Source organism: Delftia sp. K82 (assembly GCF_002193035.1).
GTDB lineage: Bacteria > Pseudomonadota > Gammaproteobacteria > Burkholderiales > Burkholderiaceae_C > Comamonas > Comamonas acidovorans.
The window spans coordinates 1047524-1066848 of record NZ_MYFL01000003.1 but is presented as its reverse complement, the minus strand read 5'-3'; the positions used below and the strand labels follow the sequence as shown (position 1 = coordinate 1066848).

The window sequence follows — 19325 nt, the reverse complement described above, 5'->3', positions numbered from 1 at the left end:
GGGACGACCTTCAGAAACTCAGGCGCGAATGCTCAGAAACTCGGAGGTTTGGGACAGGCGCTGCAATTGCAGCTCCTGCCAGCGGTGGCCCGCTTCATCGATATGCACGGGGCCGAAAAAGGCGGGGGATTGCTCGGGCGCGGGCTCGGTGCGCACAAAGGCGTCGGCGCTGCGCAGGCCCTGCAGGCGGTCCACCAGCAGGGAGGCGTTCACTTCCAGCGCGGCATTGAAGGCCAGCAGGCTGGACTCGGCCAGCGCCGGTTCGCTGCGCGCCACGCCATGGCCCAGCAGGCTGGCCAGGTCGATCACCCCGGCCAGGGTGCCGCGCAGGTTGGCAATGCCCAGGAACCAGGGCTTTGTATAGGGCACGGGCTGTACGCCGGCCCAGGGAAAGATCTCGCCGGACTGGCCCAGCGGCATCAGGTAGTTGCGCCCGCCGGCCTGGACGGCCAGCCAGGCCGCCACCTTGACGCCTTCGCTGCGTGCGGCCTGGAGACGGCCGGCCAGACGGGATTGCAGATCGCGCAGTGCTTCACGGTTCGCCATGGCCAGCGCACCGCGTCAGTTCAGCGCCGCGATCTTGGCCTGCAGCTCGCCTGCATCCACCGGCTTGGTGATGTAGTCACGCGCGCCCTGGCGCATGCCCCAGACCCGGTCGGTTTCCTGGTTCTTGCTGGTGCACATGATGATGGGCAGGTCCGCGTACAGCGGGTCGCGCGTGATGGCGCGCGTGAGCTGAAAGCCGTTCTGGCCGGGCATGACCACGTCCATCAGGATCAGGTCGGGCCGGTCTTCGGCCAGGCTGCGCAGGGCTTCTTCGCCGTTCTCGGCCGTACGCACCTGCAGTCCCTGCTTTTGCAGCATGTCGGACAGAAACATCAGTTCGGTCTTGGAATCGTCCACGACCAGGACTTTGCGGATGGGCATCAAAGTGCTCCTATGGTTTGCTTGCCGAACTGCTCCACGGCCTGCAGCAGCTGGTCTTTGGTGAAGGGTTTCGTGAGGTAGTCCTGGCAGCCCACCATGCGCCCGCGCGCCTTGTCGAATACGCCGTCCTTGGACGAGAGCATGACCACGGGCGTATCGGAGAAGCGCGCGTTGCGCTTGATGATGGCGCAGGTCTGGTAGCCGTCCAGCTTGGGCATGAGGATGTCGCAGAAGATCAGCTGGGGCTGATAGTCGTTGACTTTGGACAGTGCGTCGAAGCCGTCGTCGGCCAGGAGCACTTCGTGCCCGCCCTGTTTGAGGAAGATTTCTGCGCTGCGGCGGATGGTATTGCTGTCATCCACCACGAGTACGCGCAAGGGTGCGCCCGATGTCGTCACTGAGAAACCTCCCGGAAATGTATGAGTCGGCGCGGGTGGTCCCGCGCTCAGATTTCGACCATCTCAAAGTCTTCTTTACGTGCACCGCATTCGGGACAGGTCCAATTCATGGGCACGTCATCCCAACGCGTCTGGGGTGCGATGCCATGCTCGGGGCAGCCTTGCGCCTCGTCATAGATCCACCCGCAGATCAAGCACATCCAAGTTTTAGGGTCGGTCACAGCTTAAAGGGCCTTCACATAGAATGCAACGATTGTATCTAGTCATAACCACCCGCCACGGCCTTCGCTGGCGGGGCGCAAACTGGGCTGAGCCATGGCATTGAACCCCTCCAACTCCCCCAGTCTCGACACCGAATTGGTGGACGAAACCGCTCCCGTGTGCGTGCTGGTCTTCAACGCCAGCGACCCCAGCGGAGCAGGTGGCCTGTCGGCCGATATCGCCACCATCGCCTCGGTCGGCGGTCATCCGCTGCCCGTGGTCACGGGTGCCTACGCACGCGATTCGGCCAAGATCTTCGAGCATTTTCCCTTTGACGACGAGGCCGTGGCCGAGCAGGCGCGCGCCGTGCTGGAGGACATACCCGTGTCCGCCATCAAGGTCGGCTTCGTGGGCAGCCCGGGCAACCTGGCGGCGATCGCCGAGATAGCTTCCGACTATCCCGACATCCCCATCGTCTGCTACATGCCGGACCTGTCGTGGTGGGAGGAAGACCCGCTCGACCAGTACATGGACGCGCTCAAGGAGCTTGTGCTGCCGCAAACCTCTGTGTTGGTTGGAAGCCACAGTACGCTGTGCCGCTGGCTGCTGCCCGACTGGAGCAACAGCCGCAGCCCCACGGCGCGCGACATCGCCATGGCGGCCGAGGCCCTGGAAGTGCCCTACGTGCTGGTCACCGGCATCCCCCTGCCCGACCAGTTCGTGGACAACGTGCTGGCCACGGCGCAGTCCGTGCTGGGCAACAGCAAGTACGAGATGTTCGACGCCACGTTCACCGGCTCGGGCGACACCCTGTCGGCCGCGCTGGCGGCCCTGGTGGCCAGCGGCAACGACCTGGGGCTGGCCACGCAGGAGGCGCTGGAGTACCTGGACCGCAGCCTGGACAGCGGCTTTCGCCCCGGCATGGGCCACTTCATCCCGGACCGCATGTTCTGGGCCCAGCCTGAGCCCGAGGACGAAGACGCCGAGGCCGCCGAGCCGCTCACCGAGCTTGACGCCGACACCCAGGCCATCGAAGGCTTCGTGATGCCGCCCCATGACACCAAGCATTGAGGCAGGCCACCCCCTGAGCGGCTGCGCCCTTGCTTGGCGCCTCTGGCTTGTACCCCGCACATGGCAGACTCCTGCACTATGACCACTGACCTGAATATTCCCCTGTTCGAACGCGCCAAGGCCGTGATCCCCGGCGGCGTGAATTCACCCGTGCGCGCCTTCAACGCCGTGGGCGGCACGCCGCGCTTCGTGCGCCGTGCGCAGGGCGCGCATTTCTGGGACGAGAACGCCCAGCAGTTCACCGACTACATCGGCTCCTGGGGTCCGATGATCCTGGGCCACGGCCACCCCGAGGTAATGGCCGCCGTGCAGGCCGCCGCGCTGGAAGGCTTCTCCTTCGGCGCGCCCACGGAGCGCGAGGTCGTGCTGGCCGAGAAGATCCTCTCGCTCATGCCTTCCATGGACATGGTGCGCATGGTCAGCTCGGGCACCGAGGCCGGCATGAGCGCGCTGCGCCTGGCGCGCGGCTTCACGGGCCGCAACAAGATCATCAAGTTCAACGGCTGCTACCACGGCCATGCCGACGCCCTGCTGGTCAAGGCCGGCTCGGGCCTGGCGACCTTTGGCGCCTCCTCCTCGGCCGGCGTGCCGCAGGACGTGGTCAAGGACACCGTGGTGCTGGAATACAACGACGTGGGCCAGCTCGAGGAGGCCTTCGCCCAGTTCGGCGACCAGATCGCCTGCGTGATCATGGAGCCCATTGCCGGCAACATGAACTTCGTGCGCGCCAGCGTGCCCTTCACGCGCCGCATCCGCGAACTCACGCGCGAGCATGGCGCGCTGATGGTCTACGACGAGGTGATGACCGGCTTTCGCGTGGCCCTGGGCAGCGCCCAGAGCCTGTACGCCCAGCAGATCGAAGGCTTTGCGCCCGACATCACCGTGCTGGGCAAGGTCATCGGCGGCGGCATGCCCATGGCGGCCTTCGGCGCGCGCCGCGAGATCATGAAAAAGCTCTCGCCCCTGGGCCCGGTCTACCAGGCCGGCACCCTGTCGGGCAACCCCATCGCCACGGCCTGCGGCCTCAAGACGCTGGAGCTGATCAGCGAGCCGGGCTTCCACGACGCCCTGCACGCGAAGACCGGCCGCCTGATGGCCGGCTTCAAGGCCGAGGCCGACGCCGCCGGCGTGCCCTTCAGCGTGGACCACCAGGGCGGCCTGTTCGGCTTCTACCTGCTGCCCGAGCTGCCCAGCACCTGGACCGAGGTCATGAAGACCGATGGCGCCCGCTTCAACCGCTTCTTCCACGGCATGCTGGAGCGCGGCCACTACTTCGCGCCCGCCCTGTACGAGGCCGGCTTCGTGAGCGCCGCGCACACGGACGCGGACATCGACAAAACCATCGAAGCCGCGCGCGAAGTGTTCAAGACGCTCTGATATCCGCAGATATCTTCCCTTGCACGCCAACGCCACCAACGCCGTGATCCGGCGCTGGCGTGCAGGTCACATCACTCGTCGTCGCCCTGGTCCACGAACTCCACCAGCTCCGGCAGCATCTCCAGCTGCTGGATAGCGTCCTTGAGCCGCAAGCCGAAGCGTGATTCCGGCCGCCCGAAGGCGCCCTGCGCCAGCCGCAGCGCCGCCGTTGCCTTGACCCATTCCACCTCGAAGGCATAGCGGTCCGCGTGCTGCTGGACACTCATGCGCTTGATGTGTTCCAGCGCCAGCTCCACGGCGCAGTCCACATCGATTTCACTGTCGTCCCTGTCGGGATCGTCGGTCATCAGCTCGATCAACTGCTGCAGCGTGCTGTGCACCAGGCCCAGCGAAGCATGCATGGCCTGCTGCCAGGTGGGAAGAAGGGGTGGTTGGGGAGAGTTCGCCTGTACGGCGGTGAGAGGGTGCATGTCTTGGCTCCTGTTGGAATCAAGGAACCACCCGCGCCGCTTCGACACGGAAACAGGTGGACGGGATGTTCGAAGCACGTCAACAGCCGTGCGGACGCCCTTACGGGTAGCCCCATCCCGCCCGTAACCGACAGGACTCGCGCGCACGAACGCGCCAGTCCCAAAGATCTGGACATGACAGAACCCCGCTTTTCGCTGGGGGTCACAAACGCTGTTGAAAAGATGCTTCGACACACCGGGCCTTTCGGCCTGCCGCAAGTGTAATAGCTGAGTACTTCAAAACCAGGCCGAGCGCAGCGACGGCCCGCCTCCACCCCCCCGTATGTCAGCGCCTGCGTCGGGCCGTCTGCGGGGTTGCAGTCCTGCCGAAGGACAGGATTGCTTCGTCAACTGACTCGCCGCAGTTGTTTGAACGGAGCGCGCAGCGCGCAGTGAGTTCTGCGGCGAACCCCGCAGGCGGCCCGACGCAGGTTGCCCGCAGCGAAGCGGAGGGTCGCGGACATTCGGGTCGCCTTCTTTGGCCACCTTTCTTGGCGATCAAGAAAGGTGGTCGGCCGCCGGGCCGAGACCCGGCCTCGAAAAACAACCACCCGGCAGGGTCAAAAACCAGACCCCAGCTCAAGCACCAAGCAGAAACGCACCCCGTGCCCGCTCCACCTCACCCCTCACCACACACCCCAAAGCATGGTCATTGACCAACCCCATGGCCTGCATGAACGAGTAGACAGTCGTAGGCCCCACGAACTTCCAACCGAGCTTCTTCAGCTCCTTGGACAGCGCCCGAGACTCGGCCGTCTCGGACACGGGCCCGTCACCGGTCACAGGTGCAGGCGCAGGCGCAGGCGCAGGCGCATGGCGCCAGAAGAAGGCCGACAGCGAGCCTTGCGCCTCCACCATCTCCAGCGCCCGCTGCGCGTTGTTGATCACGGCCTCGATCTTGCCGCGATGCCGCACGATGCCCGCATCGCCCAGCAGCCGCAGCACGTCGTCTTCGGTGAAGCGCGCAACCTGGTGGAAGTCGAAGCCCGCAAAGGCCGCGCGGAAGTTCTCGCGCTTGTTGAGGATGGTCAGCCAGCTCAGGCCGGACTGGAAGCCTTCGAGGCTGAGCTTCTCGAACAGGCGCCGGTCGTCGGTGACGGGAAAGCCCCATTCACGGTCGTGGTAGGCCAGGTAGTTGTCCGTGGCGGCGCACCAGTGGCAGCGCGGCCGGCCGTCAGGGGCGGTGAACAGGCGGGACATGGTCAGGACTTCCCGGGCTCGGCAGAGGGGAGGGACAGCAGCCAGGCCGCCATCTGCAGGGATTGCGCCGTATCGAGGTGCGGGTGGCGCGGCATGATGGCGCGGCCCCATTCGCCGGCCCCGCCCTCGCGGATCTTGCGCGCCAGGTAGTCGGCGGCATCTTCGCGGGCCCGGTAGCGCTCGGCGATCTGCTGGAAGGACGGGCCCACGTAGTGGCGCACCAGGCCGTGGCAGCGCAGGCAGTCATTGCCTTCCACCAGGGCCTTGCCGGCGGCCAGCTGCGCGTCGGCTGTCACGGCAGCGGCGGCCGGGGCCGCATTGGCCGCCGCCGTGGTGGCCCCGACAGCCGGCCCGCGCATGATGCGCCAGCCGATGTTGAAGACACCCAGCGCCACCAGCAGCATGAAGACCACGAGCGCCCAGCCCAGCCAGCGGGGCCGGTGGGGGGCGTCGTAGCCCTCGTCGTCTGCGTCAGGAGGCAGTTGGCCGGCCATCAGTGGCGGAAGTGGCGCACGCCGGTGAAGACCATGGCGACGCCGCGCTCGTTGGCGGCGTCAATGACTTCCTGGTCGCGCATGGAGCCGCCGGGCTGGGCCACGCAGGTGGCGCCTGCGTCAACGACCACGTCCAGGCCGTCGCGGAAGGGGAAGAAGGCATCGCTGGCCACGACCGTGCCCTGCAGGCTCAGCTTGGCGGCCTCGGCCTTGATGGAGGCGATGCGCGCCGAGTCCAGGCGGCTCATCTGGCCTGCGCCCACACCCATGGTCATGCCGTTCTTGCAGAACACGATGGCATTGCTCTTGACGTACTTGGCGACCTTCCAGGCGAACAGCAGGTCCTGCAGTTCTTCGGGGGTAGGCTGCTTGACGGTGACGACCTTGAGGTCGGCCAGGGCCAGCTCATGGTTGTCGGCGGTCTGCAGCAGCAGGCCCGAGCCGACGCGCTTGGCGTCCATGGCGTTGCGGCCCTGGTCCCAGGCGCGCTCGCCGCCGGCCGGCAGGGCGATCTTCATGAGGCGCACATTGACCTTGGGCTTGAAGATTTCCAGCGCCTCGGCCGTGAAGTCGGGAGCCATCAGCACCTCGACGAACTGCTTGACCACGGCCTCGGCCGCCGCCTTGTCCACCGTGCGGTTGAAGGCGATGATGCCGCCGAAGGCGCTGGTGGGGTCGGTCTGGAAGGCCTTGGCATAGGCTTCGTGCGCGTCCTTGCCCACGGCCACGCCGCAGGGGTTGGCGTGCTTGACGATCACGCAGGCAGGCTGCTCGAAGCTCTTGACGCATTCCCAGGCGGCGTCGGCGTCGGCGATGTTGTTGTACGACAGCTCCTTGCCCTGCAGCTGCTCGCCCGTGACCAGGGAGCCGGGAGCCGGATACAGGTCGCGGTACAGGGCGGCCTGCTGGTGGCTGTTTTCGCCGTAGCGCAGGTCCTGCACCTTGGTGAAGTGGCCGTTGCTCTGGTCGGGGAAGGGGCTGCGCTCGGGCACGTAGGTTTCGGAGAGCTTCTCGTCCTCGAACTTCACGCTGGAGAGGTAGTCGCTGATGGCGCCGTCGTACTGGGCGATGCGGTTGAAGGCGGCCACGGACAGCGCAAAGCGCAGCTTGTCGGACAGCTTTCCGTTGGCCTTGAGTTCACCCAGCACGGCCTCGTACTGGCCGGCGTCGGTGATCACGCCCACGTCGGCCCAGTTCTTGGCGGCAGAGCGCACCATGGCCGGGCCGCCGATGTCGATGTTCTCGATGGCGTCGGCCAGCGTGCAGCCGGCCTTGGCCACGGTGGCCTCGAAGGGGTAGAGGTTCACTACCAGCAGGTCGATGGTGTCGATGCCGTGCTCCTTGAGGGCCGCCATGTGGGCGGGCAGCTCGCGGCGCGCCAGCAGGCCGCCGTGGACCTTGGGGTGCAGGGTCTTGACGCGGCCGTCCAGCATTTCGGGGAACTGGGTGACTTCGGCCACCTCGGTCACGGGCAGGCCGGCCTCGGCCAGCAGCTTGGCGGTGCCGCCGGTGGACAGCAGCTTGATGCCCAGGGCGTGCAGGCCTTGGGCGAATTCGACGATACCGGTCTTGTCAGAGACGGAGAGCAGGGCGTTCATGGGCGTCAGTGCAGGGAGTTTGAAAAAATGGAGATTCGTGCCGCTCAGAGCATGTCGTGCTCGAGCAGCTTCTTGCGCAGCGTGTTGCGGTTCAGGCCCAGCCAGTCGGCAGCGCGGGACTGGTTGTTGTCGGCCTGGGTCATCACCACTTCCAGCAGCGGCTTTTCGACCAGGTGGATCAGCATGTCGTACATGCCGTTGGGCTTTTCGCCGTCGAGATCGCGGAAATACCCCTCCAGGCTTTCACGCACGCATTGTTCGATGTTCTGGTTGCTCATACTGTCATTCCTGCGGGCTCTCCGAATTCGGCGCTTGTGGCGCCGGCATCGATGGCGGCCGGTATCCGGTCCATCTGTGCGCCCAGGGCGTCCAGATAGTCGGCCACGGCCTGCCATTGCACCGCGCAGTCCTCGATGGTGTTGATGTGTTGTCTGAATGCTTCACCGCCCGGCAGGCTGCGCAGGTACCAGGCGATGTGCTTGCGCGCGCTGCGCACGCCGGTGCCCTCGCCGTACAGGCTGTAGTGGTCCTGCAGGTGGTCCAGCAGCAGCCGGCGCAGCTCGGCCACCAGCGGCGGGGCCATGTGCTCGCCCGTGGCCATGAAGTGCGCGATCTCGCGGAAGATCCACGGCCGGCCTTGGGCCGCGCGGCCGATCATCACGGCATCGGCGCCCGTGTAGGCGAGCACGTCGCGCGCCTTCTCGGGGCTGGTGATGTCGCCATTGGCCACCACGGGCACGCGCACCGCCGCCTTGACGGCAGCGATGGTGTCGTACTCGGCAAAGCCCTTGTAACCCTGCTCGCGCGTGCGGCCGTGCACGGTGAGCATCTGTATGCCCACCTCCTCGAAGCGGCGGGCCAGCACCACGGCGTTCCTGTGCGCGTCGCACCAGCCGGTGCGCATCTTCAGCGTGACGGGCACGCCGTGCGGGGCGCAGGCCTCTACAACAGCCTGGGCAATCTCCACGGCCAGGGCCTCGTTCTGCATCAGGGCCGAGCCGGCCCATTTGTTGCAGACCTTCTTGGCCGGGCAGCCCATGTTGATGTCGATGATCTGGGCGCCGCGGTCCAGGTTGTAGCGCGCGGCCTCGGCCATCATCTCGGCGTCCGTGCCCGCGATCTGCACCGCGATGGGGCCGGGCTCGCCTTCATGGTTGGCGCGGCGCGAGGTCTTGAGGCTGTTCCACAGGTCCTTGCGTGATGTCACCATCTCGCTGACCGCGTAGCCCGCGCCCAGGGCCTTGCACAGCTGGCGGAACGGCCGATCCGTCACCCCGGCCATGGGGGCGACGAACAGGCGATTGGCCAGGGCATGGGGGCCTATGGACAGGGGTGGGGAAGACATCGGAAAAGCCGGAGAAAATGCGCGCGCCGAGCACAAAACGGGCGGCAACAAAGGACCAAGATTGTACCTGCCCAAATTTTCAGCAGGGCTAAAACCGGGCCGTCAAGACGGCCAAGCAGCGAAAACAAGACAGTGCGCAGTTTTCATGGTGTGGGCACGAAGGTGCGCACCTGGCCCGGAACGGCCTGCAGCCCGTAGGCACCCAGCCGGCCCTGCCACCAGCGGCGGTTGAATTGCACGTCGGGAGAGACCTGGTCGTCGGGCATGGGGCGCAGGCCGACCTTCTGCAGCCCGGCTTTCGGCTGCCCGGCTGCCTGCAGCCCAGCTGTCTGCAGCCCAGCCTCCAGTCCCAGGTCCAGCGCCTCGCCGTCGGCCAGCGGGCCGCGCACCACGGCCATGGCCTTGCGCCCGTCGGTCACCCAGGCGTCCAGCACCAGGGCCGGGCCGGGCTCGGACCCGGCCAGGCTCACGCAGCCTTGCAGACGCGGCTCCAGGCCCAGCGGCTCCAGCTCGCGCTGCAGCTGCTCCAGCCTGTCGCCCACGGCCGGGTCCGGCAGGGTGCAGCCCTTGGCCTGCAGCGCCTTGCTCCAGGCGGAGGGCGGTGCAGCCTGGGTGGGCGGCGCCTGGGCAGCGGCCTGAGCCACCACGGTGGTGTCCTTGCCCGGCGATGGCTGCAACGCAGCGCAGCCGGCCAAGCCGGCTGCTGCCATTCCCAATGCCGCGCATCCCGCCCATCCTGCAATCCGCCCTGTCTGCATGACGCCCCCTGTGCTTGTGGTTCTGGAACAGGCCCCACGATAGCTTCAGGCCGACAAAGCGTCAGCCAGCGCAGACCTACACTTACAGCACCTATGGAAGTCTGGATGCATCAATTGCTGAGCTGGCTGGCGCTGCCGCAGTTCGGCCTCAGCACCGTGTTCATCGTGGCCCTGATTTCGGCCACGCTGCTGCCGCTGGGCTCCGAGCCTGCGGTGGTCGGCCTGCTGCAGCTCAACCCCGATCTGTTCTGGCAAACGGTCTTCGTGGCCACGGCCGGCAATACGCTGGGCGGCGCCATCAGCTGGTGGATGGGCCTGGGTGCGCACAAGGCCTGGCGCGCGGCCCGCGAGCGGCGGCGCGCCGGACTGCCCGAGGATCTGCGGGCCAAGCCGCCCCGCGCCCTGTCCCGCCATGAGCGCCGCGCCCGCGTGTGGCTGCGCCGCCTGGGCGCCAAGGCCTGCCTGCTGAGCTGGCTGCCCGTGGTGGGCGATCCGCTGTGCGCCGTGGCCGGCTGGCTGCGGCTGCCGTTCTGGCCCTGCGTGTTCTACATGGCCATCGGCAAGTTCCTGCGCTATGTGGTGATGACGGTGGTGCTGCTGCAGCTGCTGCCGGCCTCCTGGGCCAGCTGAGGCCGAAGCCCTCCCACCGAAGCCCTCCCCTTTTTGCGATCTACGCCTGCGGCTCACGCGCCCAGGGCGCCAGCGCGAAGTGCGCAGCCAGGAAATCGATCAGCGCCTGCACGCGCGCCGGCCGGGCGCGCCCCGGCGGCGTGACGATGTGCAGGGCGATGGAGGGCACCTGCCAGTCGTCCATGCAGGTCTGCAGCGCACCCGATTGCAAATCTTCCCAGGCCAGGAATTCGGGCTGCAGGGCCAGGCCCAGCCCGGCGCGCAGGGCCGGCGCCAGGCCCTCGGCATTGTTCACGCGCATGGCCGTGGGAACGACCTGGGCGAACTCGCCGCGGCGCGCATGCACGAAGCGCCAGGCCTCGCCCAGGCGGCTGTGCACATAGCGCAGCGCGCGGTGCTGCGCCAGCTCGCGCGGATGGGTGGGGCGGCCGTGGCGCTCGAAGTATTCGGGTGATCCCACCAGCAGCAGGCGCACCGTGCACAGGCGCCGCGCCAGCAGGCTGGAGTCGGGCAGCGAGGAGATGCGCAGCGCGATGTCGAAGCCCTGGGCCACGACGTCGATCAGCTCGTCGCTGAAGTGCAGGTCCAGCGTGACTTCCGGGTGCTCGGCCATGAAGGCGGGCACGGCCGGCGCCAGGTGCGAGATGCCGAACGACATGGGCGCCGCAATGCGGATGGGGCCGCGCAGGCTTTTGGACTGCTCGCTGATCTCGGCCTCCACGGCCTCGCCCTCGGCCAGGATGCGCGCGGCGCGCTCCAGCGAGGCCTGGCCGCTGGCCGTCAGCGACATGCGCCGCGAGGTGCGGTGGAACAGGCTGGTCTTGAGCCGCGTCTCCAGCCGCGTGATGGCCTTGGAGATGGTGGGCTGGGAGACGCCCAGGTCGGCGGCGGCCTTGGCGAAAGAGCCCGTTTCGGCCACCTTGGCGAAGACGGCCCAGGCTTCGAGGTCAGGAAGTCTTGGCATGAAAGTTTTGGAATAGATGTCTTTGCATATTTTCTATTCTCTTCTTGATCGGCAAAACATAAAGTTCATCCATCGCAACACACAACGCAGCAGGAGAACACCATGATCGAACGCCGTCCCTTCCAAGCCCTTGGCGGTGCCAACCACGGCTGGCTCGATGCCAAGCATCACTTTTCCTTCGCCGGCTACCACGATCCGGCCCGCATGGGCTGGGGCGCGCTGCGGGTGTGGAACGACGACACCATCGCCGCCGGCACGGGCTTCCCGCCCCATGCCCACGCCAACATGGAAATCATCACCTATGTCCGTGAAGGCGCCATCACCCACCAGGACAGCCTGGGCAACAAGGGCCACACCGAAGCGGGCGATGTGCAGGTGATGAGCGCGGGCACCGGCATCCGCCACTCGGAATACAACCAGGAAAAGGACACGACGCGGATCTTCCAGATCTGGATCATGCCCGACGAGCGCGGCCAGCAGCCCCCGTCCTGGGGTGCCAAGCCCTTCCCCAAGGGCGAGCGCTCGGGCAGCTTCGTGGCCCTGGCCAGCGGCCTGCCCGGTGACGAGGACGCCCTGCCCATCCGCACGGCCGCCCGGGTGCTGGGCGCCACGCTGAAGGCCGGCGAGAGCACGGAGTACCGCATCGGCCGCGACCGCCTGGGCTACCTGGTGCCGGCCAGCGGCTCGGTGCAGATCGACGGCGTGACGCTGCAGGAGCGCGACGGCGCCGCCATCAGCGATGTGGACAGCTTCCGTGTGACGGCCCTGGCCGACACCGAGCTGGTGCTCGTCGACACGGCGCGCTGAAGCGCCCTGCCCGCCTCTTCCCAAGAAAACATTTCCCGTACCCCGTCCAACCCCTCCAGGAGATCACCATGACCGACCGCAAGTACCTCGAAGTCCTGACGCCCGCCAACAGCCAGATCATCTTCATCGACCAGCAGCCCCAGATGGCCTTCGGCGTGCAGTCCATCGACCGCCAGGTGCTCAAGAACAACGTGGTGGGCCTGGCCAAGGCGGCCAAGGCCTTCGGCATTCCCGCCACCATCACCACGGTGGAGACGGGCAGCTTCTCCGGCCACACCTATCCCGAACTGCTGGCCGTGTTCCCCGAGCACCCACTGCTGGAGCGCAGCTCCATGAATTCCTGGGACGACCAGAACGTGCGGGACGCACTGGCCAGGAACGCCGCCCAGGGCCGCAAGAAGATCGTGGTCTCCGGCCTGTGGACCGAGGTGTGCAACACCACCTTCGCCCTGTCGGCCCTGCATGACACGGACTACGAGATCTACATGGTGGCCGACGCCTCGGGCGGCACGTCGCTGGACGCGCACAACTACGCCATGGACCGCATGGTGCAGGCCGGCGTGGTGCCCGTGACCTGGCAGCAGGTGCTGCTGGAATGGCAGCGCGACTGGGCCCGCCGCGAGACCTACGACGCGGTGATGGACATCGTGCGCGAGCATTCCGGCGCCTACGGCATGGGCGTGGACTATGCCTACACCATGGTGCACAAGGCCGCCGAGCGCGTGCAGCACGGCGAGACCATGGGCCCGAACCCCGCCAAGGTCTGAGCACCAGCGCCGCCGCCGGCCCGCCAAAGGAGTCTCGCCATGAAGCTCTATGCACTTTCCCTGGGGGCCGGCCTGCTGGTCGGTGTGGTCTACAGCCTGCTGCAGGTGCGCTCGCCCGCACCGCCGCTGGTGGCCCTGGTCGGCCTGCTGGGCATCCTGGCCGGCGAGCAGATCGTGCCCGTGGGCCGGCATCTGCTGCAGGGCATGGACCTGCGCAGCGCCTGCAGCAAGACGCAGGCCACCGAGCATGTGCTGGGCCAGCTGCCCGGCCGCAAGAACGCCGATGCCGATGCCGATCGGCACCACGGCTGACCCCTCCCCCTCTCTCCAAGAAAACTGCACCATGACCACGCGCAGAAAAGTCCTGGGCTCCGCCGCCACCCTTGCCATGGGTGGACTGCTGGGTTGCACCACCAACGCTCGCCAAGGAGCCTCCATGTCCGATTCCACGCCCGAAGTCATCTTCCACAACGGCCGCTTCACCACGCTGAACAAGGCCCAGCCCACCGCCACCGCCGTGGCCGTGAAGGACGGCCGGTTCATCGCCGTGGGCTCGGACGCCGAGGTGCTGGCCCTGGCCGGCAGCGGCACGCGCCGCATCGATCTGCAGCGCCGCAGTGTGCTGCCCGGCCTGTTCGACAACCACACGCACGTGATCCGTGGCGGCCTGAACTTCAACCTGGAGCTGCGCTGGGACGGCGTGCGCTCGCTGGCCGATGCGCTGGACATGCTCAAGCGCCAGGTGGCCATCACGCCTGCGCCGCAGTGGGTGCGCGTGGTCGGGGGGTTCACCGAGCACCAGTTCGTGGAAAAGCGCCTGCCCACCATCGACGAGATCAATGCCATCGCACCCGATACGCCGGTGTTCCTGCTGCACCTGTATGACCGCGCCCTGCTCAACGCCGCCGCCCTGCGTGCCGTGGGCTACACCCGCGACACGCCCCAGCCCGCAGGCGGCGAGATCACGCGCGATGCCAACGGCAACCCCACGGGCCTGCTGCTGGCCAAGCCCAACGCCACCATCCTCTACAGCACGCTAGCCAAGGGCCCCAAGCTGCCGCTGGACTACCAGGTGAATTCCACGCGCCACTTCATGCGCGAACTCAACCGCCTGGGCGTGACCGGCGTCATCGATGCGGGCGGGGGCTTTCAGAACTACCCCGACGACTACGACGTGATCCAGAAGCTCAGCGACGCCAACCAGATCACCGTGCGCCTGGCCTACAACCTGTTCACGCAAAAGCCCAAGGAGGAGAAGGCCGACTTCCTCAACTGGACGCAAAGCGTGAAGTACAAGCAGGGCAACGACTATTTCCGCCACAACGGCGCGGGCGAGATGCTGGTGTACTCGGCCGCCGACTTCGAGGACTTCCGCCAGCCGCGCCCCGACATGCCCCCCAGCATGGAGGGCGACCTGGAGGAAGTGGTGCGCGTGCTGGTGCAGAACCAATGGCCGTGGCGCCTGCACGCCACCTATGACGAGACCATCTCGCGCGCGCTCGATGTGTTCGAGAAGGTGCACCGCGACACGCCCATCAACGGCCTGAACTGGTTCTTCGACCATGCCGAGACCATTTCGGACAAGTCCATCGACCGCATTGCGGCGCTGGGCGGCGGCGTTGCCGTGCAGCACCGCATGGCCTACCAGGGCGAGTATTTCACCGAACGCTACGGCGCACGCGCCACCGAGGCCACGCCGCCCGTCAAGAAGATCCTGGAGCGCGGCGTGAAGACCTCGGCCGGCACGGACGCCACGCGCGTGGCCTCCTACAACCCCTGGGTGTCGCTGTCGTGGATGGTGACGGGCAAGACCGTGGGCGGCCTGCAGATGTACCCCCAGCGCAACCTGCTGGACCGCGAGACCGCGCTGCGCATGTGGACCGAGAACGTGGCCTGGTTCTCCAACGAGGAAGGCCTGCGCGGCCGCATCCAGGTGGGCCAGCTGGCCGACATGATCGTGCCCAGCAAGGACTACTTCGCCGTGCCCGAGGACGAGATCTCCTTCCTCACCTCCGACCTCACCGTGGTGGGCGGCCGCGTGGTCTATGGCGCAGGTCCCTTCCAGCAGCATGACGACAACCCGCTGCCGCCGGCCATGCCCGACTGGTCGCCCGTGCGGCGCTTTGGCGGCTACGGCGCCTGGGGCGAGCCCGAGGGTGCGGGCAGGAACTCGCTCAACCCCGCGCGCTACCGCAGCCTGGCGGCGGCCTGCGGCTGCGGCACCAGCTGCGGCATGCACGGCCACAGCCATGCCGACGCATGGGCCTCGAACGTGCCGGCCTCCGACCCCAAGAGCTTCTTCGGCGCGCTGGGCTGCTCCTGCTGGATGGCCTGAGGACCACACGCATGACACCCGCCATGACCCAAGCCAGTACTTTCTCCGGCCGCCTTGCGGCCGCCGCGCGCCCGGTGTTCGGCAGCCAGGCCGTGCGCCTGGTGGCCTACCTGGGCCTGTGCGCCGCCTATCTGCAGGGCGGCCTGGTCAAGCTCACCGACTTTCCCGGTGCGCTGGGCGAGATGGCCCACTTCGGCCTGTCGCCGGCACCTCTGTTCGCAGTCCTGGTGATCGCGCTGGAGCTGGGCGCCTCGGCCATGATCATCACCGGCCGGCTGCGCTGGCTGGGCGCCCTGGCGCTGGCCGCGTTCACGCTGCTGGCCACCTTCGTCGCGCTGCGCTTCTGGGAGCTTCCTGCAGGGCAGGAGCGCTTCATGGCGGCCAATTCCTTCTTCGAGCATCTGGGCCTGGTCGGCGGCTTCCTGTTCGTCGCCTGGCATGACCTGGGAGAGCGCCATGTCCGCTGATTCGAGCGCACCCGCAACCACCGCCTCCGGCAGCTTCGCGCCGCTGCGCCAGCCCGTGTTCGCGGTGCTGTGGGCGGCCACGGTGCTGGGCAATATCGGCAGCTTCATGCGCGATGTGGCCAGCTCCTGGATGGTGACCGAGCTGTCGGCCAGCCCGGCCGCCGTGGCTCTGATCCAGACGGCGGCCACGCTGCCCATCTTCCTGCTGGCGATTCCGGCCGGCGTGCTGTCCGACATCCTGGACCGCCGCCGTTTCCTGATCGGCATCCAGATCCTGCTGGCCGCCGTCAGCGCCAGCCTGCTGCTGCTGGCACGCACCAACACGCTGACCGTGGAGTACCTGGTGGCGCTGACCTTCGTGGGCGGCATAGGCGCGGCGCTGATGGGGCCGACCTGGCAGTCCATCGTGCCCGAGCTGGTGCCGCGCAGCGACCTCAAGAACGCGGTGGCGCTGAACTCGCTGGGCATCAACATCGCACGCGCCCTGGGCCCTGCGGCCGGCGGCCTGCTGCTGGCCAGCTTCGGCGCGGCGGCGGCCTATGGCGCGGACGTGGCCAGCTATGTGTTCGTGATCGCCGCGCTGGTCTGGTGGACGCGCCCCAAGGCCGAGGCCTCGGCCCTGAACGAGCAGTTCTTCGGCGCCTTCCGCGCAGGCCTGCGCTATGCCCGCTCCAGCCGCGAGCTGCATGTGGTGCTGCTGCGCGCCGCCGTGTTCTTCCTCTTCGCCAGCTCGGTCTGGGCCTTGCTGCCGCTGGTGGCGCGGCGCATGCTGGGCGGCTCGGCAGGCTTTTACGGCGTGATGCTGGGCGCCGTGGGCGCAGGCGCCATCCTGGGTGCGCTGGTGCTGCCGCGCCTGCGCAAAAGGCTGGATGCCGATGGCCTGGTGCTGCTGTCCTCCGTGCTCAGCGCCGCCGTGATGGCCGCGCTGTCCACCGCGCCGCCGCAATGGGCCGCCGTGCTGCTGATGCTGGTGCTGGGCCTGGGCTGGATCATTGCGCTGACCACGCTCAACGGCGTGGCCCAGGCGGTGCTGCCCAACTGGGTGCGCGGCCGCGGGCTGGCCATCTACCTGATGGTGTTCAACGGCGCCATGGCGGGCGGCAGCCTGGCCTGGGGGCTCTTCGCGCAGGGCGTGGGCATTCCCACGGCGCTGCTGATCGGCGCGGCGGGCCTGGTGGCCATCTCGCTGGTGTTCCACCGCATCAAGCTGCCCACGGGCGAGGCGGACCTGCAGGCCTCCAACCACTGGCCCGAGCCGCTGCTGGCCGAGCCCGTGGCCCATGACCGTGGCCCGGTGATGATCCAGGTGGAGTACCAGGTGCGCCGCGACGACCTGCCAGCCTTCATCGAGGCCATGCAGCATGTGGCGCGCGAGCGGCGGCGCGACGGCGCCTATGCCTGGGGCATTGCCGAGCACACGGGCGAGCCGGGCCGGGTGATCGAGTGGTTCCTGGTGGAGTCCTGGGCCGAGCATCTGCGCCAGCACCAGCGCGTGTCCAGGGCCGATGCCGATCTGCAGGCCCAGGCGCTGCGCTTTCATATCGGCCCCGAGCGGCCCGTGGTCCACCACTTCCTGGCGCTGGATGCCGCCAGTGCCGCCAGTGCCGCAAGCGGGCCTGCGCAGGCACCGGCGCACGGACACGCCCACTGAAGCGTTGCGGCAGGCCTGCCCCTGGCCTGCGCCCGGCCTGCCAGGACACCTCAGCGGATATCCAGCCGCTCCAGCGCACGCACCAGGTCGGCCAGCGTGCGCACCTGCATCTTGCGCATGGCCTGGCCACGCCGCACCTTCACCGTGATTTCGCTCACGCCCAGGTCTGCCGCGATCTGCTTGTTCAGCAGGCCGCGCACCACGCCCACGACCACTTCCTGCTCGCCCGGCGACAGCGATTGCCAGCAGGCGCGCAGCGCCTGTTCGCCGGCCTCCAGCGCGCGGCGCTGGCGGTCCAGGGCAATGCCCTGCTGGATAGCGTCCAGCAGGTCCTGGTCGCGGAAGGGCTTGGTCAGGAACTCGATGGCGCCGGTCTTCATGGCCTCCACGCTCATGGGAATGTCGCCATGGCCGGTGATGAAGATGGTGGGCAGCTTCAGGCCCATCTCCAGCATCTGGCGCCGGAAGTCCATGCCGCTTTGGCCCGGCATGCGGATGTCCAGCACCAGGCATGCAGGCCCCACGGGCGGCTGCCGCTGCCAGTGGTCCAGAAACTCGCGCGTGGCGCCGAAGGCGCGCACGCACAGGCCCACCGAGGCCAGCAGGTCCTCGATGGCGGCACGCACCGAGGCGTCGTCATCGACGATGTAGACAAGTGCCTCGGCTTCGGCCGTGGAGGGTTCAACCATGGCGCAATCCCGTGGAAGACCTGTCGCCCGTGGCCGGGGCGCAGGCAATGGTGATGTGAAAGACCGTGCCGCCGCGCATGTCCTCGCGGTCCGTGGCCCAGATGCGGCCGCCGTTGGCCTCGGCCATGTGGCGGCAGATGTTCAGGCCCAGGCCCATGCCGTCGGGCTTGGTGGTCCAGAAGGCATCGAACAGGTGGGTGCGGGCCAGCGGCGACAGGCCTTCGCCCGCATCGGCCACGGTCAGCACCAGTTGCTGGCCCAGGGCCTGGGTGGTGACGGTGATGCGCCGCTGCGCGGCCGGCGTGCCCTGCATGGCATCCATGGCATTGATCAGCAGGTTGGCCAGCACCTGCTGGATGTGCACGCGGTCGGCCCAGGCCGGCTGCAGCGCGGGCGCCAGTTGCAGGTCCAGGGCCACGCCGCGCCGGTCCAGCTCGGCATCCGACAGGCGCGCCATCTCGCGCACAGCGTCGTTGAGGTCGAAGGACTGGCGGCTGGGCGCCTCGCCGCGCGCCATGCTGCGGATGCGGGCAATGAAATCGCTGGCGCGCTGCGCATCGCCCAGGATGCGCTCCAGCGCCTGGCCGGCCTTGGCCAGATTGGGCGGCTCCTGGGCCAGCCAGCGCTGGCAGGCATTGCCGCTGGTGACGATGGCCGCCAGCGGCTGGTTGACCTCATGGGCGATGGAGGCCGTCAACTGCCCCAGGCTGGTGGTCTGGGTGATGCGCATCAGCTGGGTGCGCGCCTCATGGGCCGCGTTCTGGGCCGCCACCATCTTCAGGCCCAGATAGGCCGTGATGGCAATGGCCAGGATGCTGATCACCATGTTGATCAGTCCGGTGCGATAGGCACCGGCAGGCGTGAGCGCAAAGCTGGCCAGGGTCAGCACGATGCACAGCGCCGTGAGCCCGATGACCACGCGCGGGCTGAACCAGCGCACCGCCACCAGGATGATGGCGGTATGGAACACGGCGGCCGCCACGGCGTAGTCGGTCAGCGTGTCGAGCGCGAAGATCGCGGCCATGGCGACGCCCATGGCCGCCAGGATCAGGGCCCGGGGCCAATGGGGAAAGCGGCGCAGAGCGGTGGTCATGGCGTGCAGGGCTGCGATGAGGGCGTGTCGATTGTGTCGCAAGA

The 19325-nt window shown here is 67.8% G+C and carries 23 protein-coding genes; 9 read left to right on the top strand and 14 right to left on the bottom strand.

The window, feature by feature from the left end; translation table 11 throughout:
- Nucleotides 1–18: 18 nt before the first annotated feature.
- The 4 genes from KDK82_RS21645 to KDK82_RS21630 are packed head-to-tail and all read right to left on the bottom strand — an operon-like array spanning nt 19 to nt 1525.
- The gene (locus tag KDK82_RS21645; protein ID WP_012203503.1) at nt 19–546 is read right to left on the bottom strand and encodes a chemotaxis protein CheW; all 528 of its coding nucleotides are present in this window, start codon (nt 544–546) and stop codon (nt 19–21) included.
- Nucleotides 547–561: 15 nt separating this feature from the next.
- Nucleotides 562–927 carry a PleD family two-component system response regulator gene (locus KDK82_RS21640; RefSeq protein WP_013804030.1) on the bottom strand — a complete coding sequence of 122 codons (366 nt, stop codon included), beginning with the start codon at nt 925–927 and terminating at the stop codon, nt 562–564.
- On the bottom strand, nt 927–1325 hold the full coding sequence (locus tag KDK82_RS21635; RefSeq protein WP_012203501.1) for a PleD family two-component system response regulator: 399 nt from the start codon (nt 1323–1325) through the stop codon (nt 927–929). Before KDK82_RS21635 ends, KDK82_RS21640 begins: the two co-directional genes overlap by 1 nt.
- Before the next feature lie 47 nt (nt 1326–1372).
- Entirely contained in the window at nt 1373–1525 is a 153-nt protein-coding gene (locus KDK82_RS21630; RefSeq protein ID WP_013804031.1) for a rubredoxin, read from the bottom strand.
- 115 nt (nt 1526–1640) lie between these two features.
- Here KDK82_RS21630 and KDK82_RS21625 point away from each other — a divergent pair, with 115 nt between their 5' ends.
- Nucleotides 1641–2597 carry a bifunctional hydroxymethylpyrimidine kinase/phosphomethylpyrimidine kinase gene (locus KDK82_RS21625; protein WP_088166160.1) on the top strand — a complete coding sequence of 319 codons (957 nt, stop codon included), beginning with the start codon at nt 1641–1643 and terminating at the stop codon, nt 2595–2597.
- Between the two features lie 78 nt (nt 2598–2675).
- The gene (hemL, locus tag KDK82_RS21620; RefSeq protein ID WP_088166159.1) at nt 2676–3974 is read left to right on the top strand and encodes a glutamate-1-semialdehyde 2,1-aminomutase; all 1299 of its coding nucleotides are present in this window, start codon (nt 2676–2678) and stop codon (nt 3972–3974) included.
- 71 nt (nt 3975–4045) lie between these two features.
- Here hemL and KDK82_RS21615 read toward each other — a convergent pair whose 3' ends face one another.
- The 7 genes from KDK82_RS21615 to KDK82_RS21585 form a co-directional block, all read right to left on the bottom strand.
- On the bottom strand, nt 4046–4444 hold the full coding sequence (locus KDK82_RS21615; protein WP_088166158.1) for a hypothetical protein: 399 nt from the start codon (nt 4442–4444) through the stop codon (nt 4046–4048).
- A 618-nt stretch (nt 4445–5062) separates the two neighbouring features.
- Nucleotides 5063–5683 (bottom strand): DNA-3-methyladenine glycosylase I, encoded by a 621-nt coding sequence (locus KDK82_RS21610; protein ID WP_088166157.1) that lies wholly within the window; start codon nt 5681–5683, stop codon nt 5063–5065.
- A gap of 2 nt (nt 5684–5685) precedes the next feature.
- Nucleotides 5686–6177 (bottom strand): c-type cytochrome, encoded by a 492-nt coding sequence (locus tag KDK82_RS21605; protein WP_088166156.1) that lies wholly within the window; start codon nt 6175–6177, stop codon nt 5686–5688.
- Nucleotides 6177–7775, bottom strand: coding sequence for a bifunctional phosphoribosylaminoimidazolecarboxamide formyltransferase/IMP cyclohydrolase (purH, locus tag KDK82_RS21600; RefSeq protein ID WP_088166155.1), 1599 nt, complete (start codon nt 7773–7775; stop codon nt 6177–6179). The genes KDK82_RS21605 and purH overlap by 1 nt, the downstream gene beginning before the upstream one ends.
- 44 nt (nt 7776–7819) lie before the next feature.
- Nucleotides 7820–8053, bottom strand: coding sequence for a Fis family transcriptional regulator (locus tag KDK82_RS21595; protein ID WP_013804037.1), 234 nt, complete (start codon nt 8051–8053; stop codon nt 7820–7822).
- On the bottom strand, nt 8050–9120 hold the full coding sequence (gene dusB, locus KDK82_RS21590) for a tRNA dihydrouridine synthase DusB (RefSeq protein WP_013804038.1): 1071 nt from the start codon (nt 9118–9120) through the stop codon (nt 8050–8052). Before dusB ends, KDK82_RS21595 begins: the two co-directional genes overlap by 4 nt.
- 143 nt (nt 9121–9263) lie before the next feature.
- Nucleotides 9264–9878 carry a hypothetical protein gene (locus KDK82_RS21585; RefSeq protein ID WP_088166154.1) on the bottom strand — a complete coding sequence of 205 codons (615 nt, stop codon included), beginning with the start codon at nt 9876–9878 and terminating at the stop codon, nt 9264–9266.
- A gap of 105 nt (nt 9879–9983) precedes the next feature.
- Here KDK82_RS21585 and KDK82_RS21580 point away from each other — a divergent pair, with 105 nt between their 5' ends.
- Nucleotides 9984–10508, top strand: a complete 525-nt coding sequence (locus KDK82_RS21580) for a YqaA family protein (RefSeq protein WP_043780881.1) — start codon at nt 9984–9986, stop codon at nt 10506–10508.
- A gap of 40 nt (nt 10509–10548) precedes the next feature.
- Here KDK82_RS21580 and KDK82_RS21575 read toward each other — a convergent pair whose 3' ends face one another.
- Entirely contained in the window at nt 10549–11472 is a 924-nt protein-coding gene (locus tag KDK82_RS21575) for a LysR family transcriptional regulator (protein WP_034390596.1), read from the bottom strand.
- A gap of 102 nt (nt 11473–11574) precedes the next feature.
- Between KDK82_RS21575 and KDK82_RS21570 the strand changes: the two genes are divergently transcribed.
- The 6 genes from KDK82_RS21570 to KDK82_RS21545 all read left to right on the top strand — a co-directional run bounded on the left by KDK82_RS21570 (nt 11575) and on the right by KDK82_RS21545 (nt 17499).
- Nucleotides 11575–12279 carry a pirin family protein gene (locus tag KDK82_RS21570; RefSeq protein WP_088166153.1) on the top strand — a complete coding sequence of 235 codons (705 nt, stop codon included), beginning with the start codon at nt 11575–11577 and terminating at the stop codon, nt 12277–12279.
- A 68-nt stretch (nt 12280–12347) separates the two neighbouring features.
- Complete coding sequence (locus KDK82_RS21565) at nt 12348–13046, top strand: hydrolase (protein WP_088166152.1); 699 nt, start codon at nt 12348–12350, stop codon at nt 13044–13046.
- A 39-nt stretch (nt 13047–13085) separates the two neighbouring features.
- A complete protein-coding gene (locus KDK82_RS21560; RefSeq protein ID WP_012203487.1) occupies nt 13086–13358 on the top strand; it encodes a XapX domain-containing protein in 273 nt (90 codons plus the stop codon).
- 124 nt (nt 13359–13482) lie between these two features.
- The gene (locus KDK82_RS21555) at nt 13483–15381 is read left to right on the top strand and encodes an amidohydrolase (protein WP_218827091.1); all 1899 of its coding nucleotides are present in this window, start codon (nt 13483–13485) and stop codon (nt 15379–15381) included.
- An 11-nt stretch (nt 15382–15392) separates the two neighbouring features.
- The gene (locus KDK82_RS21550) at nt 15393–15848 is read left to right on the top strand and encodes a DoxX family protein (RefSeq protein WP_088166150.1); all 456 of its coding nucleotides are present in this window, start codon (nt 15393–15395) and stop codon (nt 15846–15848) included.
- Nucleotides 15838–17499 carry an MFS transporter gene (locus tag KDK82_RS21545; RefSeq protein ID WP_088166357.1) on the top strand — a complete coding sequence of 554 codons (1662 nt, stop codon included), beginning with the start codon at nt 15838–15840 and terminating at the stop codon, nt 17497–17499. The genes KDK82_RS21550 and KDK82_RS21545 overlap by 11 nt, the downstream gene beginning before the upstream one ends.
- Nucleotides 17500–17549: 50 nt before the next feature.
- Here KDK82_RS21545 and KDK82_RS21540 read toward each other — a convergent pair whose 3' ends face one another.
- Together KDK82_RS21540 and KDK82_RS21535 are read right to left on the bottom strand one after the other, a co-directional pair.
- On the bottom strand, nt 17550–18188 hold the full coding sequence (locus tag KDK82_RS21540; RefSeq protein WP_088166149.1) for a response regulator transcription factor: 639 nt from the start codon (nt 18186–18188) through the stop codon (nt 17550–17552).
- Nucleotides 18181–19281, bottom strand: a complete 1101-nt coding sequence (locus tag KDK82_RS21535) for a sensor histidine kinase (RefSeq protein ID WP_088166148.1) — start codon at nt 19279–19281, stop codon at nt 18181–18183. Before KDK82_RS21535 ends, KDK82_RS21540 begins: the two co-directional genes overlap by 8 nt.
- Nucleotides 19282–19325 lie beyond the last annotated feature (44 nt).

What these genes read in the sequence shown, in the direction of transcription:
- KDK82_RS21570 (WP_088166153.1), top strand. Translation starts at nt 11,575, where the DNA reads ATGATCGAACGCCGTCCCTTCCAAGCCCTTGGCGGTGCCAACCACGGC.
- KDK82_RS21550 (WP_088166150.1), top strand. Translation starts at nt 15,393, where the DNA reads ATGACACCCGCCATGACCCAAGCCAGTACTTTCTCCGGCCGCCTTGCG.
- hemL (WP_088166159.1), top strand. Translation starts at nt 2,676, where the DNA reads ATGACCACTGACCTGAATATTCCCCTGTTCGAACGCGCCAAGGCCGTG.
- dusB (WP_013804038.1), bottom strand. Translation starts at nt 9,120, where the DNA reads ATGTCTTCCCCACCCCTGTCCATAGGCCCCCATGCCCTGGCCAATCGC.
- KDK82_RS21580 (WP_043780881.1), top strand. Translation starts at nt 9,984, where the DNA reads ATGCATCAATTGCTGAGCTGGCTGGCGCTGCCGCAGTTCGGCCTCAGC.
- KDK82_RS21540 (WP_088166149.1), bottom strand. Translation starts at nt 18,188, where the DNA reads ATGGTTGAACCCTCCACGGCCGAAGCCGAGGCACTTGTCTACATCGTC.
- KDK82_RS21545 (WP_088166357.1), top strand. Translation starts at nt 15,838, where the DNA reads ATGTCCGCTGATTCGAGCGCACCCGCAACCACCGCCTCCGGCAGCTTC.
- KDK82_RS21630 (WP_013804031.1), bottom strand. Translation starts at nt 1,525, where the DNA reads ATGTGCTTGATCTGCGGGTGGATCTATGACGAGGCGCAAGGCTGCCCC.
- KDK82_RS21560 (WP_012203487.1), top strand. Translation starts at nt 13,086, where the DNA reads ATGAAGCTCTATGCACTTTCCCTGGGGGCCGGCCTGCTGGTCGGTGTG.
- KDK82_RS21610 (WP_088166157.1), bottom strand. Translation starts at nt 5,683, where the DNA reads ATGTCCCGCCTGTTCACCGCCCCTGACGGCCGGCCGCGCTGCCACTGG.
- KDK82_RS21640 (WP_013804030.1), bottom strand. Translation starts at nt 927, where the DNA reads ATGCCCATCCGCAAAGTCCTGGTCGTGGACGATTCCAAGACCGAACTG.
- KDK82_RS21615 (WP_088166158.1), bottom strand. Translation starts at nt 4,444, where the DNA reads ATGCACCCTCTCACCGCCGTACAGGCGAACTCTCCCCAACCACCCCTT.
- KDK82_RS21555 (WP_218827091.1), top strand. Translation starts at nt 13,483, where the DNA reads ATGTCCGATTCCACGCCCGAAGTCATCTTCCACAACGGCCGCTTCACC.
- KDK82_RS21625 (WP_088166160.1), top strand. Translation starts at nt 1,641, where the DNA reads ATGGCATTGAACCCCTCCAACTCCCCCAGTCTCGACACCGAATTGGTG.
- KDK82_RS21605 (WP_088166156.1), bottom strand. Translation starts at nt 6,177, where the DNA reads ATGGCCGGCCAACTGCCTCCTGACGCAGACGACGAGGGCTACGACGCC.
- KDK82_RS21595 (WP_013804037.1), bottom strand. Translation starts at nt 8,053, where the DNA reads ATGAGCAACCAGAACATCGAACAATGCGTGCGTGAAAGCCTGGAGGGG.
- purH (WP_088166155.1), bottom strand. Translation starts at nt 7,775, where the DNA reads ATGAACGCCCTGCTCTCCGTCTCTGACAAGACCGGTATCGTCGAATTC.
- KDK82_RS21565 (WP_088166152.1), top strand. Translation starts at nt 12,348, where the DNA reads ATGACCGACCGCAAGTACCTCGAAGTCCTGACGCCCGCCAACAGCCAG.
- KDK82_RS21575 (WP_034390596.1), bottom strand. Translation starts at nt 11,472, where the DNA reads ATGCCAAGACTTCCTGACCTCGAAGCCTGGGCCGTCTTCGCCAAGGTG.
- KDK82_RS21535 (WP_088166148.1), bottom strand. Translation starts at nt 19,281, where the DNA reads ATGACCACCGCTCTGCGCCGCTTTCCCCATTGGCCCCGGGCCCTGATC.
- KDK82_RS21585 (WP_088166154.1), bottom strand. Translation starts at nt 9,878, where the DNA reads ATGCAGACAGGGCGGATTGCAGGATGGGCGGGATGCGCGGCATTGGGA.
- KDK82_RS21645 (WP_012203503.1), bottom strand. Translation starts at nt 546, where the DNA reads ATGGCGAACCGTGAAGCACTGCGCGATCTGCAATCCCGTCTGGCCGGC.